Source organism: Cupriavidus ulmosensis, assembly GCF_977008105.1.
This window is the reverse complement of sequence record NZ_CDRMWP010000001.1, coordinates 1,217,726-1,231,345: the sequence shown is the minus strand read 5'-3', so window position 1 is coordinate 1,231,345 and position 13,620 is coordinate 1,217,726. Positions and strand designations below refer to the sequence as shown.

The window sequence follows — 13,620 nt, the reverse complement described above, 5'->3', positions numbered from 1 at the left end:
TGGAAGGCGCCGTGCCGGTCGGGCAGGACGAACAGAGGTTGGTGGATCGAGGCAGCGGGAGCCGGGGACCGCGCCACGCGCGGCCCCGGCAGCGGGCGAATCAGCGAATCAGCGAATCAGCGAACGGGCGCGCTATTTTGCCTTGGGCACGCGCCCCATCAGGTAGAACTCGTCGTTCGGGCGCATGCCGATGGTGTTGGCCATGCGGTTGGACAGGCCGAAGAACGCCGTGATGGCGGCGATGTCCCAGGCGTCCTCGTCGCTGAAGCCATGCGCGCGCAGCGCGGCGAAATCGGCTTCGTCGACCTCGTGCGAGGCCTGGCAGACCTTGAGCGCGAAATCGAGCATGGCGCGCTGGCGCGGCGTGATGTCGGCCTTGCGGTAGTTGACCGCGACCTGGTCGGCCAGCGCCGGCTGCTTCTCGTAGATGCGCAGGATGGCGCCGTGCGCCACCACGCAGTACAGGCACTGGTTGGCGCCCGAGGTCGCCACCACGATCATCTCGCGCTCGCCCTTGGTCAGGCCGCCGTCCTTGAGCATGAGCGCGTCGTGGTAGGCGAAGAACGCGCGGAACTCGTCGGGCCGGTGCGCCAGCGTGAGGAACACGTTGGGAACGAAGCCGGCCTTGTCCTGGACCTCCAGGATGCGCGCGCGGATGTCGTCGGGCAGATTGGCGAGCGCGGGCACGGGATAGCGGCTGATCGGGGAAACGGGCTGGCTCATGTCATCCTCTCGGCTGTGGTTTGCCTGCCATTCTAGCCAAGTCGGCCGGCGGCACCGGCAAACCCCGGCGGGAGGATGTGGCGCCGCCTGCCCGCGGCGCCGGTGCCGCGCTCAGTGCGTGGCGAACTGGATCTTGTGCAGCCCGGCGTAGAGCCCCTCGGCCGACAGCAGCTCCTCGTGGCTGCCGTGCTCGGCCACGCGCCCGTGGTCCAGCACCACGATGCGGTCGGCGTTCTCGATGGTGGACAGGCGGTGCGCGATCACCAGCGTGGTGCGGCCGACCATCAGCGCCTCCAGCGCGGCCTGGACCTGGCGCTCCGACTCCGAATCCAGCGCCGAGGTGGCCTCGTCGAGGATCAGGATCGGCGCGTCCTTGTAGATCGCGCGCGCGATCGCCAGCCGCTGGCGCTGGCCGCCCGACAGCTTCATGCCGTTGTCGCCGATATTGGTCTCGAGGCCCTGCGGCAGGCCCTTGACCATGTCGGTCAGGTAGGCCGCCGCCAGCGCGCGCTCGACGCGCGCGATGTCGATGTCCTGCGCGTCGTGCACGCCGTAGGCGACGTTGGCCGCCACGGTGCCGTTGAACAGCACCACGTCCTGGCTGACGAAGGCGATCTGGGTGCGCAGGTCCTTGAGCGTGAACACGTCGATCGGCTGGCCGTCGAGCAGGATGCGGCCCTCGGTCGGGTCGAAGAAGCGCGGCACCAGGTTGACCAGCGTGGTCTTGCCGCTGCCCGACGGCCCCACCAGCGCCACCACCTCGCCTGCGCTGGCGTGGAAGCTGACCTTGTCCAGCGCCGGCCGGCCGGCGTCGCCGTAGCGGAAGCTCACCTTGTCGAACACCAGGTCGCCGCGCGCGCGCGCCAGCGGCAGGCCGCCCTCCTGGCGCTCGACCGGCTCGTCGATCAGGCCGAAGATCATCTCGGCCGCGGTCAGGCCGCGCTGCAGCGGCTGGTTGAGGTCGGTCAGGTGCTTGAGCGGCGAGATCAGCAGCAGCATCGCCATCACGAAGCCGGTGAAGCTGCCCACCGTAGTCTGGTTGGACTGCGACTGGATCATGGCGATGGTCAGGATCACCGACAGCGCCAGCGAGGCCAGGAAGGCCGTGACCGGCTGGTTCAGCCCGCCCGCCACCGCCATGCGCATCGAATAGCCGCGCAGGCGCTCGGCCATCGCGGCGAAGCGCCGGGTCTCGTACTGTTCGCCGCCGTGCAGCTTGACCACCTTGTAGCCGCCCACCGCTTCCTCGACCACGTAGGCCGCGCTGTTGGTCAGCGCCTGGTGGTCGCGGTTCAGGCGGCGCAGGCGCCGGTTGACCTTGGACATCACGAAGCCGATCACCGGCAGGATCACCGCCACCACCAGCGTCAGCCGCCAGTTGGTGTAGAACAGGTAGACCAGCAGCGCCAGCACCGTCAGCGAATCGCGCACCAGCGTGATCAGCACGCCGGTCAGGATCTGCATGACCTGGTTGACCTCGAAGATCACCGCGTTGATGAGCGAGGCCGCGGTATTGCGGTGGAAAAACAGCGCCGGCGCGTGCAGCATGCGCTCGAACATCTGCATGCGCATCTTCAGCAGCACGCGGTTGGAGATCAGGCTCAGCAGGTAGCCGGAGGCGAACTGCGCCACGCCGCGGATCAGCGCCACGCCGGTCAGCAGTGCCGGCACGTGCCAGAGCTTGCCGACGTAGGCGCCGCCGAACCCCTTGTCGAGCAGGTCGTTGACGACCTTGGGGATCAGGCCTTCCGCGCCCGCCACCACCGCCATCGCGATGATGGCGACGACGAAGACGCGCATCTCCGGGCGCAGGTAGGCCCAGACGCGCTTCAGGGTATCGGCCTCGCGGCCGTGGGGGGCGTGTTGTTCTCGAACGTTCACAGGTTCTCCACCCCGCCGGCGCGGGGATGTCTTGCTTGTAGGGCAGCCAGGCCGAGCAGCAGCCCGACGATGCCGGCGTAGAACACGATGTTGGCCTGGTGCGCCATCGTCACCTGGGTCAGGCCGCTGATCAGGCTGGCCAGGACCACGCCGATGCCGGACGCGCTGAGGCTGACGCCAAGCCCGTTGGCGTTGCGGCAACTGGTGCGGAACAGCCGCCAGAACAGCATGCCCGGCACGAAAAACAAACCCAGCAGCGCCAACACCCCGGGCACGCCCATCGTGGCGGCCGCCTCGAATATGTCATTGTGCGCGTGCTCGAGCCGGCAGATCGGCGACGGGTGTTGCCGGCAGAACTCGGAAGCGCGCAGGACCCGGGCAAACTGCCCCACGCCGACGCCCATCCACGGATGGACACGAACCGAATCGATGGCGATCTCCCAGATCTTCAGGCGTGCGCCGACCGAAGTCTCGTTGTCGCCGTGCTGGAATCCCTTGATCTCGGTGCGGACCTGATCGACACGCTGCTCGACCGGACTGCTCGGCACGAGGTACAGGCCGATGCCCAGCAGCCCGATCAGCGAGATCGCAGTGACGAAGCGCCACGGCTTCAGGCCGGGGTAGCGCACCAGCAGCAGCGGCAGCATGGTGACGAGCAGCGCCAGCAGCGCGCCCCGCGTGCCGTTCAGGGCCAGGATGGCGATGGCCAGCGCCAGGTTGAGCCAGGCCACCACATGCGCGCGCCGGTCGGTGCCCGGCCTCACGAATCCGATGATGCCCAGCGCCGCCACCATGTTGGCGAACGCGATGGCCTGGGTCCAGGCCGCCGGGCGCGGCTCCTGCAGGACAAAGTACTGGTACGCCACGATGGCGAAGCCAGCCGCCAGGGCGATCGTGATGCCTCGCCAGAGCACGCGCGGGTCGGGCGCGGTGTGCAGGATGACCAGGCAAGCCAGCAGCGCCAACAGGCTCCGGGAGGGATTATCAATCACGTTCCACGGCACGCCGAAGACCAGCTTCGAGCCCAGGTAGACGATCGTCAGGGCTAGAATAGCGAGCCCCAGCGGATACAGCACACCGCGCCCCTCGGACCAGGTAGTGCGGATGCCATGCCCGCTCCACAGCGCGAGTCCTACCACGCCGGCGAGGAAGATCCCGGCCCCTTTGGGGATGCACAGCACCAGGATCGGAAATGCCAGGACGAGGACATTGGCAAATGAAGTCGGCTTTATCGCACGAAACACCATAAACAAGCTCTATGAAAATCTCAGTCGTACTGATTACGAAAAACGAGGCACACAACATCCGGGCCTGCCTGGAAAGCGTGTCCTGGTGCGACCGCGCGATTATAGTGGATTCGGGTAGCCGGGACGGCACGGTCGAGCTGGCCCGCGGCCTCGGCGCCGAGGTGTTCGAAACCGAGCACTGGCCGGGCTTCGGCGCCCAGAAGAACCTGGCCGTGTCCAAGGCCGACACCGAGTGGGTGTTCTCGCTCGACGCCGACGAGCGCGTCACGCCCGAGCTGCGCGACGAGATCCTGGCGGCGGTCGCGTCCGGCCAGGCCGACGCCTACGAGATGCCGCGCCTGTCGCGCTTCTGCGGCCGCTTCATCCGCCACGGCGGCTGGTATCCTGACTACGTCACACGGCTGTTCAGGCGCGGCCATGCCCGCTTTACCGACGACCTCGTGCACGAGCGCGTGGTCGCCGACGGCCCGGTCGGCAAGCTGGCCTCGCCGCTGCTGCACTACACCTACGACGACTTCTCGCAGGTGCTGCGCAAGGTCGACCAGTACTCCACGCTGGGCGCGCAGCAGGGCTTCGCGCGCGGCAAGTCGGCCTCGCCCGCCGGCGCCGTGCTGCATGGCGCCTGGGCCTTCCTGCGCACCTACCTGATGCGCCGCGGCTTCCTCGACGGCGCGCAGGGGCTGGGCGTGGCGCTGATGAACGGCCAGGCCAGCTATTACAAGTACATCAAGCTGTGGTACCTGCGGCAGAAGACGCAGCCGCAGGAGCCGCGGGGCTAGCGCCGGGTGCCGCGGCCGGCGGCGCGCCCAGCAGGTCGTCCACGCAGGCCGCAAAGGCGGCCGAGGTCGGGCCGAACCCCATCTGCTCGATGTGGGTGGCGGCGAAGGCCAGCAGCCGCGCGCGCAGCGGCGCGTCTTCCAGCCCGCGCCGGATCGCCTCGGCCAGCGCGTGCACGTCGCCGACCGGCGTGAGCAGGCCGGCCTTGCCGTCGGCCAGGATCTCGCGCGGGCCCACCGGGCAGTCGGTGCTCACCACCAGCTGGCCGAGCGCCATGCCTTCGAGCAGCACGTTGGGCAGCCCTTCCATCTTCGAGCTGAACGCCATCAGCCGCGCGTGGCGGATCCATGCGTAGGGATTGGCCTGGAAGCCGGCGAACGTCACCCGCTCGCTGACGCCCAGCTCGCGCGCCAGCGCCTCGAGCCGCGCGCGCGAGGCGCCGTCGCCCACCAGCACCAAGCGCTCGCGCAGGCCGGTGCCGCGCACCAGCGCGGCGTAGGCGTGCAGCAGCGTGGTGAAATCCTTCTGGCTTTCTTCCAGGCGCCCCACCGAAACGATGTAAGGATGGGCCGGCGGCGTGAACGGCGCGTTGCCGAGCGCGCGGATGCGGTCCAGGTCGGTGGCGTTGTACAGGCGCACGAACTTGGCCGCGGCCTCGGGAATCAGCGCGCGCGCGTCGGCCAGCATGCTGTCGTTGAGCACCACGATGCGGTCGTAGTGCTCGCGGCACTGGCGCCGCAGCTTGCGCAGCTTGCGCGGGTTGTCTCGCTCCAGGTGCGCCACGCTGAAGTGCTGGTAGCCGATCATCGGTATCGGCAGGCGGCCGGTCAGCCGCGACAGCGACATGTCGTAGTCGATGGCAAGGTCGTAGCCGCGCGCGATCGCGCGAAAGCGCCGGTTGACCAGCGGCTTGCGCACCGGCGGCAGCAACACTTCCTCGTAGATCTTGCCCAGCGGGCCGAGCTTGCCGGCCTTCTTCTTCTGCCGGAAATGCGACAGCCAGCGCTCCGGCGCCAGGATGTGGATCTTCACGTCCGGCGGCAGCATGGCGCGGAAATGCGTCTCCAGCGCCTCGGTCGGATAGGTCAGCGTCAGGCCGAGCTCGAAGCGCTCCCGGTCCAGCGAGGCCAGCAGCGACACCAGCGAGGTCTCGATGCCGCCGCGCAGGAAGTGGGTCAGGTGAAAGAGGATGCGTTGCTTGGCCATGCGGGGGCGTGGTGGATCCAGGGGATGACGGACTGCCGGCAACTGCGGATCAGCCGTACAGCATGCGCACGCTGTCGCCGGACAGCGCCGCGCGGAAGCTTGCGAGCGCGTCGTCCGACGGCGTGACCAGCCACTGCCGCCCGAGCTCGGCCTCGCAGCGCGCGCCGCTGGTAGCGTAGCTCACGCGCACGGGCAGGCCCGGCGTGTTGGCCACGGTGGCGAGATACGGCGTGAGCAGCTCGCGCAGCAGCTCGGTCGAGGCGTTGCCGTTGAAGGCCAGCCCCACGGCCTCGGCATAGCGGGCGCGCGCGGCCACCAGGTCCATCACCGATTCGGCGGTGAAGCGCACGCCGCCGGTGAAGGTGTCGTGGCGCGCGTTGCCCTGCACGATCACCAGCTCGTCGTCGCGGAACATGTGGCGGTTGGCGTCGAACAGCTCGTTGAACACCGTCATCTCGATCTGCGCGGTGCCGTCGTCGAGCATCACGATCAGCATCTTGCCGCGCTGCGTCATCTGCGTGCGCATGCCGGTGATGACGCCGGCGATGACCTTGCCGCGCACGTCGCGCCCGTAGCCGCCGCCATTGCCCTGCACTTCCTTTTCCAGCCCGGCCAGCGTGCCCTTGAGGAAGCGCCCGACCTCGTCGCGGTAGGCGTCGAACAGGTGGCCCGAGAAGTAGTAGCCGAGCGCCTGCTTCTCCTCCTGCAGCGTGCGCTTGGGCGGCCAGCGCGGCTCGTCGACCAGTTCGGGGCGGTGCGACGCGCCGGCGTCGGCCATCAGGTCGAACAGCGAGACCTGGTTGGCCGATTCGGCCTTCTGCTCGGCCGCTTCCATCGCGCGCGACACCGAGGCCAGCAACTGGCCGCGGTTGTCGTTGAGGCTGTCGAACGCGCCGGCGCGGATCAGCGCCTCGATGGTGCGGCGGTTGACCTGACGGCGGTCGACGCGCTCGCAGAAATCGAACAGGTCGGCGAACGGCTTTTCCTCGCGCGCGCGCAGGATGTCCTCGATGGCGCCCTGGCCCGAGCCCTTGATGCCGCCGAGGCCGTAGCGGATGGTCCTGGCGTCGGTCGGCGCGAAGCGGTATTCGCTGGCGTTGACGTCGGGCGGCAGCACCTTGAGGCCATTGAGCTTGCAGTCCTCGTAGAGGATCTTGACCTTGTCGGTGTCGTCCATCGCCAGCGACATGTTGGCTGCCATGAATTCGGCCGGATGGTGCGCCTTGAGCCACGCCGTGTAGTAGGCCAGCAGCGCATAGGCGGCCGCGTGCGACTTGTTGAAGCCGTAGCCGGCGAACTTCTCCATCAGGTCGAAGATGTCGTCGGCCTGCCCGGCGGTCAGCCCGTTCTTGTCGGCGCCCTCGCGGAACATGACGCGGTGCTGCGCCATTTCCTCGGGCTTCTTCTTGCCCATCGCGCGGCGCAGCAGGTCGGCGCCGCCGAGCGAGTAGCCGCCGATGATCTGCGCCATCTGCATCACCTGCTCCTGGTAGACCATGATGCCGTAGGTCTCCTTGAGCACCGGCTCGACGCGCGGGTCCGGGTACTCCACCTTCTCGCGGCCATGCTTGCGCGCGCAGAAGCTGGGGATCAGGTCCATCGGGCCCGGGCGGTAGAGCGCCACCAGCGCGATGATGTCCTCGAAGCGGTCGGGCTTGGCGTCTTTCAGCATGCCCTGCATGCCGCGGCTTTCCAGCTGGAACACGGCCACCGTGTTGGCGGTCTTGAGGATGTCGAAGGCGGGGCCGTCGTCGAGCGGGATGTGGCTGCAGTTCCAGTCCGCCCTGGACGGGTCGAGCCGGCGGATGTAGCGCTCGGCCCAGTCGAGGATGGTCAGCGTGGTCAGGCCCAAGAAGTCGAACTTGACCAGGCCGGCCGCTTCCACGTCGTCCTTGTCGTACTGGCTGACCACGCCGCTCATGCCGTCGTTCTGGCCGCCCTGGGTGTAGAGCGGGCAGAAGTCGGTGAGCTTGCCGGGCGCGATCAGCACGCCGCCGGCGTGCATGCCGACGTTGCGGGTCATGCCCTCGACGCGCTGCGCCAGCTCCAGCAGCTGGCGCACTTCCTCCTCGTTGTTCTCGCGCTCGGTCAGCAGCGGCTCTTCCTTCTTGGCCTCCTCGATGGTGACCAGCTTGCCGGGCTTGAACGGGATCAGCTTGGCGATGCTGTCGACGAAGCCGTAGCCGAGGTCGAGCACGCGGCCCACGTCGCGCACGGCGGCCTTGGCCGCCATCGTGCCGAAGGTGGCGATCTGCGAGACCGCGTCCTTGCCGTACTTCTCCTTCACGTAGGTGATGACACGGTCGCGCCCGTGCTGGCAGAAGTCGATGTCGAAGTCGGGCATCGAGACCCGTTCCGGGTTCAGGAAACGCTCGAACAGCAGCGCGTACTTGAGCGGGTCGAGGTCGGTGATGCCGAGCGCGTAGGCCACCAGCGAGCCGGCGCCGGAGCCCCGCCCCGGGCCCACCGGCACGCCGTTGTTCTTGGCCCAGTTGATGAAGTCCGCCACGATCAGGAAGTAGCCGGGGAAGCCCATCTTGATGATGGTGCCGGTCTCGAATTCCAGCCGCGCGTAGTACTCGGCGCGCCGGGACTCGCGCTCGGCCTCGTCCGGGAACAGCACGGCCATGCGCTTTTCCAGGCCTTCCTTGGCGAGGTGGACGAGGTAGTCGTCGAGCGACATGCCGTCCGGCGTGGGGAACAGCGGCAGGCGCGGCTTGCCCAGCTCGAGCGTGAGGTTGCAGCGGCGCGCGATCTGCACCGCGTTCTCGAGCGCGGACGGGATGTCGGCGAACAGCGCGCACATCTCGTCCTGCGTCTTGAAATACTGGTCGGTGGTGAAGCGCCGCGTGCGCCGCGGGTTGGCCAGCAGCTCGCCCTCGGCGATGCAGGTGCGGGCCTCGTGCGCGGTGAAGTCGTCGGCGGTCATGAACTGCACCGGGTGCGTCGCCACCACCGGCAGGCGCAGCTTGGCCGCCAGCTGCACGGCCTGCTGCACGTAGGCGTCGGTGCCGGGATGGCCGGCGCGCTGCAGCTCGACGTAGAAGCGCTGCGGGAACACCCGGGCCCAGTGCGCGGCGGCGCGCTCGGCCGCGGCGTCGTTGCCGTTGGCCAGCGCCATGCCGATGTCGCCGCTCATGGCGCCGGACAGCGCGATCAGTCCGGTGGCCAGCGGCAGGCCCTCCTCGCCGGGCTCGTCGAACCAGCCGTGCTCGATCTCGGCGCGGCCGCGGTGCTGGTTGGACAACCACGCGCGCGACAGCAGCATGCACAGGTTGAGATAGCCGCGCCGGTCCTGCACCAGCAGCAGCAGGCGCGCCGGCTTGTCGCGGTCTTCGGCGTTGGTGAGCCAGACGTCGGCGCCGACCACCGGCTTGACGCCGCCGCCGCGCGCTTCCTTGTAGAAGCGGATCAGGCCGAAGGCGTTGGCGAGGTCGGTCAGGGCGAGCGCGCCCATGCCGTCGGCCGCGGCGGCCTCGACGGCGGCATCAAGGCGCACGATCCCGTCGACGACGGAGTATTCGGAATGGAGGCGGAGATGAACGAAGCGAGGTGCAGACATGGACGTGATTGTACCGGCTCGGCATGGCCGCGCCTGCCTTCTTTGCAGGCGCGCCGCGCCGGCATGCCCGAGCGGGGCGCTCGGGCAAGGCCGCCGCGCGGCCTCCGAGGCGCTATAATTTCGCCTTTCCAATCAGGCAGTTACCGCGCGGCCGCAAGGCGCGCGGCCGGGCGCGCCTCCGCTATGCAGATCGTCAACATCTCCGCTTATAAATTCGTCACGCTGGACGATATTCCGGCCCTGCGCCCGGACATGCGCGCGCGCTGCGAGGCCCTGGGCCTGAAGGGCACCATCCTGCTCGCGCCGGAGGGCATCAACATGTTCCTGGCGGGCAGCCGCGCGGCCATCGACGGCTTCATGGGCTGGCTGCACGCCGATCCGCGCTTCGCCGACATCGCGCCCAAGGAAAGCCTGTCGGAGAGCCAGCCCTTCAAGCGCATGCTGGTGCGCGAGAAGAAGGAAATCATCACCATGAAGATGCCGCTGATCCGCCCCGAAGCCGGGCGCGCGCCGGCGGTGCGGCCGGTGGACCTGAAGCGCTGGCTCGACCAGGGCCACGACGATGCCGGCCGCCCCGTGGTGATGCTCGACACCCGCAACGATTTCGAGGTGGCGGTCGGCACCTTCACCCACGCGGTGGACTACGACATCGCCAAGTTCAGCGACTTCCCGCCCGCCATCGCCGCGCACAAGGCGGAATTCGAGGGCAAGACCGTGGTGTCGTTCTGCACCGGCGGCATCCGCTGCGAGAAGGCCGCCATCCACATGCAGGAAGCCGGCATCGAGCATGTCTACCAGCTCGAGGGCGGCATCCTGAAATATTTCGAAGAAGTGGGCGGCAGCCACTACCGGGGCGACTGCTTCGTGTTCGACTACCGCACCGCGCTGAATCCCAGCCTGGAGCCGGCCGGCCCCAAGCAGTGCTTCGCCTGCCGCGCCGTGGTCACGCCCGAGGAACAGCAGAGCCCGCACTACGTGGTGGGCAAGAGCTGCCCCCACTGCATCGCGCAGCGGCAGGCGGCGGCCTGAACCGAACGCGGGCGGCTTCAGGCCGCCAGCAGGTGGTAGAGATTGCGCAGCATGCCGGCGGTGGCGCCCCAGATGAAGCGGTAGCCGCCGTTCTCGCGCGGGAACGGCATGGCGTAGAACAGCCGTTCGCCGTCGACCCAGCGGAACAGGCGCCGCTGGTGATGGGATGGGTCCATCAGGAAGCCGAGCGGCACCTCGAACACGTCCGCCACCTCGCGCGCGTCGGGGCGCAGCGTGAAGCCGCTGCGGACCAGCCCGACCACGGGGCTGACGTGGAATCCGGTGCCCGTGATGTAGTCGGGCAGCGCGCCCAGCACCTCCACGTAGTCCCGCACCAGCCCCACTTCTTCTTCGGTCTCGCGCAGCGCGGTGTCCACCCGGTCGACATCCGACGGCTCGTGGCGCCCGCCCGGAAAGCTGATCTGCCCCGCGTGGGCGCTGAGGTTGGCGTTGCGCTGCGTGAGCAGCACCGTCAGGCCGTGCTCGCGCTCCACCAGCGGCACCAGCACGGCGGCGTCGCGCAGCGCCACGCTGCGGTCGTAGATGCGCGATTCGTCGGTCAGCTCGGGCGCCCACGCCGGCGGCGACTTGAGCCGGTGGCGCACGAAGTCCGGCCGCAGGCGCACCTCGGGCAGGGCCGGATGGCCGCTATCGGTGGAGACGATGGGTAGGGTTTCGGGATCGAAGGCGGGACGCATATCGCCTCGCAGTATGACAGATGACGGGCAAAACCGTCTTTGCGCGATGCAACAGGACGCTTTGCAACGCGGCTTGCGCGGACCCATGCAAAAAGGGCACCCGGAGGTGCCCTTCTTGCGCAGCCACGGCCGGCGGACCGGCCACGGCAACCGGCTTACTCGGCTGCTGCCGCCTTGGCGGGCGCTGCCTTGTATGCCAGCTTTTCCTTGATACGCGCGGACTTGCCCGAACGCTCACGCAGGTAGTACAGCTTGGCGCGGCGGACGTCGCCGCGGCGCTTCACTTCGATACCGGCGATCAGCGGCGAGTACAGCTGGAACGTGCGTTCCACGCCTTCACCCGAGGAAATCTTGCGCACGATGAAGGACGAGTTCAGGCCGCGGTTGCGCTTGGCAATCACGACGCCTTCGTAGGCCTGCACGCGCTTGCGGTTACCTTCCACCACGTTCACGCTGACGATCACGGTGTCGCCGGGTGCGAATGCGGGGATGGTCTTGTTCGCGGTCAGGCGCGCGATTTCGTCTTTCTCGATCAGCTCGATGAGGTTCATCGTTTCTTCTCCTTGTCCATCATGCCGGCGTTGTATGCCCCGGGCGTTGCCCGGGCCCCGGCAGAGGATGGGGTTTCACTTGACGGGAGCGAACTCCCGCCCTTCATTCGCCAGCCACGCCGACAGGAATTTCTCGTCGGCGCGGCTGAGCAAACCTGCGCTGCGGGCGGCCCCGATCAGGTCGGGGCGCTTCCTCGCAGTGTTGGCGAGCGCCTGCTGGCGCCGCCACTTCTCGATCTCGGCATGATGGCCCCCGAGCAGTATCTCGGGCACCCGCATGCCTTCGTATTCTTCCGGCCGCGTGTAGTGCGGGCAATCCAGCAGGCCGTTGACGAAGCTGTCCTGCACCGCCGACTGCGCGTCGCCGAGCACGCCGGGCAGATGCCTGACCACCGCGTCGATCACCGCCATCGCCGGCAGCTCGCCGCCCGACAGCACGAAATCGCCGAGGCTGATTTCCTCGTCCACGCGCCGCTCGATCAGGCGCTGGTCGATGGCCTCGTAGCGCCCGCACAGCAGCACCAGCCCGGGGCGCTGCGCCAGCGACATCACCTTCGCGTGCGTCAGCGGCGCGCCCTGCGGCGACATCAGCACCACGTGCGGCTTCACCGTATCCGCCGCATCCGCCTGGGCATCGGCCCGCGCCGCCTGCTGGGCCGCGCAAGCCGCGTCGATGGCGTCCTCGAGCGGCCTGGCCAGCATCACCATGCCAGGGCCGCCGCCATACGGGCGGTCGTCGATGGTACGGTAGTTGTCGGTGGTGAAATCGCGCGGATTCCAGGTGCGCAGCGCATAGCGCTGCTGCTTCGCCGCCCGGCTGGTAATGCCCCAGTCGGTCAGCGCGCGGAACATCTCGGGAAACAGCGTGATCACATCGAACTGCATCCGCCTCTCCCTTGGCTTGCCCACCGGGCCCGGCCCGGCGCCTGTCACCAGGCGCTCAGTAATCCAGCCCCCAGTCGACCACCACCTGCCGGGCCTTGATATCGACCGAGCGCAGGAAGGCATCGACAAACGGGATCAGGCGCTCGCCGGTCTTGCCGTCGGGCAAGGCATGCGCCACCTGCAGGATCTGGTGAGCCCCGTTGTCGATCAGGCCGGACACTTCGCCCAGCAGCTCGCCCTGTTCGTTGGACACGGCGCAGCCGATCAGATCGACCCAGTAAAACTCGTTCTCGTCCGGCGCGGGGAAATCCTCGCGGCGGATCCATACACGACGGCCCTTGAGCGCTTCGGAGTGGCTGCGGTCGGACACGCCGACCGCCTGCGCCACCACCGTACCGCTATGCTCGCGGGACTGCGCGATCTTCACGCACAGGGCTTCGGCGCTCACCGCGCCCGCCGCGCCCAGCACGCCGGCCGGCGGCTTGAGCAGCCACCAGCGGCGCGCGTGCAGCAGCGCGCTGGCATCGTCGGCGTGCGGCTGGATCTTGATCCAGCCCCGGATTCCGTATGCGGCGCCGACGTAACCGACTTCGATCAGGTCGTCCGGCAACGCGTCGGTGTACGCCAGCGCGGCCGGCAATCCGGCCTGCGGCCTGGGCGCCGGCTTCTGGCCGGCGGACTGCGGACGGGCCGCGGGTTCCAGCGGCACATTCAGCGGCCGCCGCGCCGGGGCGCCTTGCTTACGTTCGGTCACGTGTCGTCTGCCACGCGTCGCGAAACGCGCGTCACAGCAATCAGGCAGCGGCCTTGGCGGCGTTCTGCTTGACCAGGCGGGCCACGGTCGGCGACATCTGGGCGCCAACGCCGGTCCAGTAGGTCAGGCGGTCCTGCACCAGGCGCAGGCCTTCTTCGCTGGCGCCGGCCAGGGGATTGTAGAAACCGATACGCTCGATGAAACGGCCATCGCGACGGTTGCGCGAGTCAGCGGCGACGATGTTGAAGAACGGGCGCTTCTTGCTGCCACCGCGAGCCAGACGGATTACGACCATGGGTGTGATTCC

The 13,620-nt window shown here is 68.5% G+C and carries 12 protein-coding genes; 2 read left to right on the top strand and 10 right to left on the bottom strand.

The genetic code is table 11. The annotated features are described in order from the left end of the window. Positions 1-132: 132 nt before the first annotated feature. The 3 genes from ACWTPI_RS05635 to ACWTPI_RS05625 all read right to left on the bottom strand — a co-directional run bounded on the left by ACWTPI_RS05635 (position 133) and on the right by ACWTPI_RS05625 (position 3,851). Complete coding sequence (locus ACWTPI_RS05635; RefSeq protein ID WP_020201021.1) at positions 133-723, bottom strand: peroxidase-related enzyme; 591 nt, start codon at positions 721-723, stop codon at positions 133-135. Positions 724-834: 111 nt separating this feature from the next. After that, positions 835-2,604 carry a lipid A export permease/ATP-binding protein MsbA gene (gene msbA, locus ACWTPI_RS05630; protein ID WP_020423652.1) on the bottom strand — a complete coding sequence of 590 codons (1,770 nt, stop codon included), beginning with the start codon at positions 2,602-2,604 and terminating at the stop codon, positions 835-837. Beyond that, the gene (locus tag ACWTPI_RS05625) at positions 2,601-3,851 is read right to left on the bottom strand and encodes an O-antigen ligase family protein (protein WP_059410810.1); all 1,251 of its coding nucleotides are present in this window, start codon (positions 3,849-3,851) and stop codon (positions 2,601-2,603) included. Before ACWTPI_RS05625 ends, msbA begins: the two co-directional genes overlap by 4 nt. 11 nt (positions 3,852-3,862) lie before the next feature. On the opposite strand from ACWTPI_RS05625, the gene ACWTPI_RS05620 reads away from it, so the two are divergent. Then, positions 3,863-4,630: a glycosyltransferase family 2 protein gene (locus ACWTPI_RS05620; protein ID WP_454731155.1), complete on the top strand. Its 768-nt coding sequence runs from the start codon at positions 3,863-3,865 to the stop codon at positions 4,628-4,630. Here ACWTPI_RS05620 and ACWTPI_RS05615 read toward each other — a convergent pair. Beyond that, a complete protein-coding gene (locus ACWTPI_RS05615; RefSeq protein WP_020201017.1) occupies positions 4,578-5,834 on the bottom strand; it encodes a glycosyltransferase in 1,257 nt (418 codons plus the stop codon). The two genes, ACWTPI_RS05620 and ACWTPI_RS05615, sit on opposite strands and share 53 nt — an antisense overlap. A gap of 49 nt (positions 5,835-5,883) precedes the next feature. Then, positions 5,884-9,396, bottom strand: a complete 3,513-nt coding sequence (gene dnaE, locus ACWTPI_RS05610; protein WP_454731154.1) for a DNA polymerase III subunit alpha — start codon at positions 9,394-9,396, stop codon at positions 5,884-5,886. Between the two features lie 183 nt (positions 9,397-9,579). Here dnaE and ACWTPI_RS05605 point away from each other — a divergent pair, with 183 nt between their 5' ends. After that, positions 9,580-10,425: a sulfurtransferase gene (locus tag ACWTPI_RS05605; RefSeq protein ID WP_020201015.1), complete on the top strand. Its 846-nt coding sequence runs from the start codon at positions 9,580-9,582 to the stop codon at positions 10,423-10,425. A gap of 17 nt (positions 10,426-10,442) precedes the next feature. On the opposite strand, the gene ACWTPI_RS05600 is transcribed toward ACWTPI_RS05605, so the two are convergent. The 5 genes from ACWTPI_RS05600 to rpsP form a co-directional block, all read right to left on the bottom strand. Further along, on the bottom strand, positions 10,443-11,123 hold the full coding sequence (locus tag ACWTPI_RS05600) for an NUDIX hydrolase (RefSeq protein WP_454731153.1): 681 nt from the start codon (positions 11,121-11,123) through the stop codon (positions 10,443-10,445). A 155-nt stretch (positions 11,124-11,278) separates the two neighbouring features. Beyond that, positions 11,279-11,674 (bottom strand): 50S ribosomal protein L19, encoded by a 396-nt coding sequence (gene rplS / locus ACWTPI_RS05595; protein WP_020201013.1) that lies wholly within the window; start codon positions 11,672-11,674, stop codon positions 11,279-11,281. Positions 11,675-11,749: 75 nt separating this feature from the next. Further along, the gene (trmD, locus tag ACWTPI_RS05590; RefSeq protein WP_454731152.1) at positions 11,750-12,559 is read right to left on the bottom strand and encodes a tRNA (guanosine(37)-N1)-methyltransferase TrmD; all 810 of its coding nucleotides are present in this window, start codon (positions 12,557-12,559) and stop codon (positions 11,750-11,752) included. 55 nt (positions 12,560-12,614) lie between these two features. Continuing rightward, positions 12,615-13,313, bottom strand: a complete 699-nt coding sequence (rimM, locus tag ACWTPI_RS05585; protein ID WP_454731151.1) for a ribosome maturation factor RimM — start codon at positions 13,311-13,313, stop codon at positions 12,615-12,617. Positions 13,314-13,353: 40 nt separating this feature from the next. Continuing rightward, positions 13,354-13,608 (bottom strand): 30S ribosomal protein S16, encoded by a 255-nt coding sequence (gene rpsP, locus ACWTPI_RS05580; protein WP_020201010.1) that lies wholly within the window; start codon positions 13,606-13,608, stop codon positions 13,354-13,356. Between the last annotated feature and the right edge of the window lie 12 nt (positions 13,609-13,620).

What these genes read in the sequence shown, in the direction of transcription:
- ACWTPI_RS05605 (WP_020201015.1), top strand. Translation starts at nt 9,580, where the DNA reads ATGCAGATCGTCAACATCTCCGCTTATAAATTCGTCACGCTGGACGAT.
- ACWTPI_RS05625 (WP_059410810.1), bottom strand. Translation starts at nt 3,851, where the DNA reads ATGGTGTTTCGTGCGATAAAGCCGACTTCATTTGCCAATGTCCTCGTC.
- ACWTPI_RS05635 (WP_020201021.1), bottom strand. Translation starts at nt 723, where the DNA reads ATGAGCCAGCCCGTTTCCCCGATCAGCCGCTATCCCGTGCCCGCGCTC.
- trmD (WP_454731152.1), bottom strand. Translation starts at nt 12,559, where the DNA reads ATGCAGTTCGATGTGATCACGCTGTTTCCCGAGATGTTCCGCGCGCTG.
- ACWTPI_RS05600 (WP_454731153.1), bottom strand. Translation starts at nt 11,123, where the DNA reads ATGCGTCCCGCCTTCGATCCCGAAACCCTACCCATCGTCTCCACCGAT.
- rplS (WP_020201013.1), bottom strand. Translation starts at nt 11,674, where the DNA reads ATGAACCTCATCGAGCTGATCGAGAAAGACGAAATCGCGCGCCTGACC.
- dnaE (WP_454731154.1), bottom strand. Translation starts at nt 9,396, where the DNA reads ATGTCTGCACCTCGCTTCGTTCATCTCCGCCTCCATTCCGAATACTCC.
- ACWTPI_RS05615 (WP_020201017.1), bottom strand. Translation starts at nt 5,834, where the DNA reads ATGGCCAAGCAACGCATCCTCTTTCACCTGACCCACTTCCTGCGCGGC.
- ACWTPI_RS05620 (WP_454731155.1), top strand. Translation starts at nt 3,863, where the DNA reads ATGAAAATCTCAGTCGTACTGATTACGAAAAACGAGGCACACAACATC.
- rpsP (WP_020201010.1), bottom strand. Translation starts at nt 13,608, where the DNA reads ATGGTCGTAATCCGTCTGGCTCGCGGTGGCAGCAAGAAGCGCCCGTTC.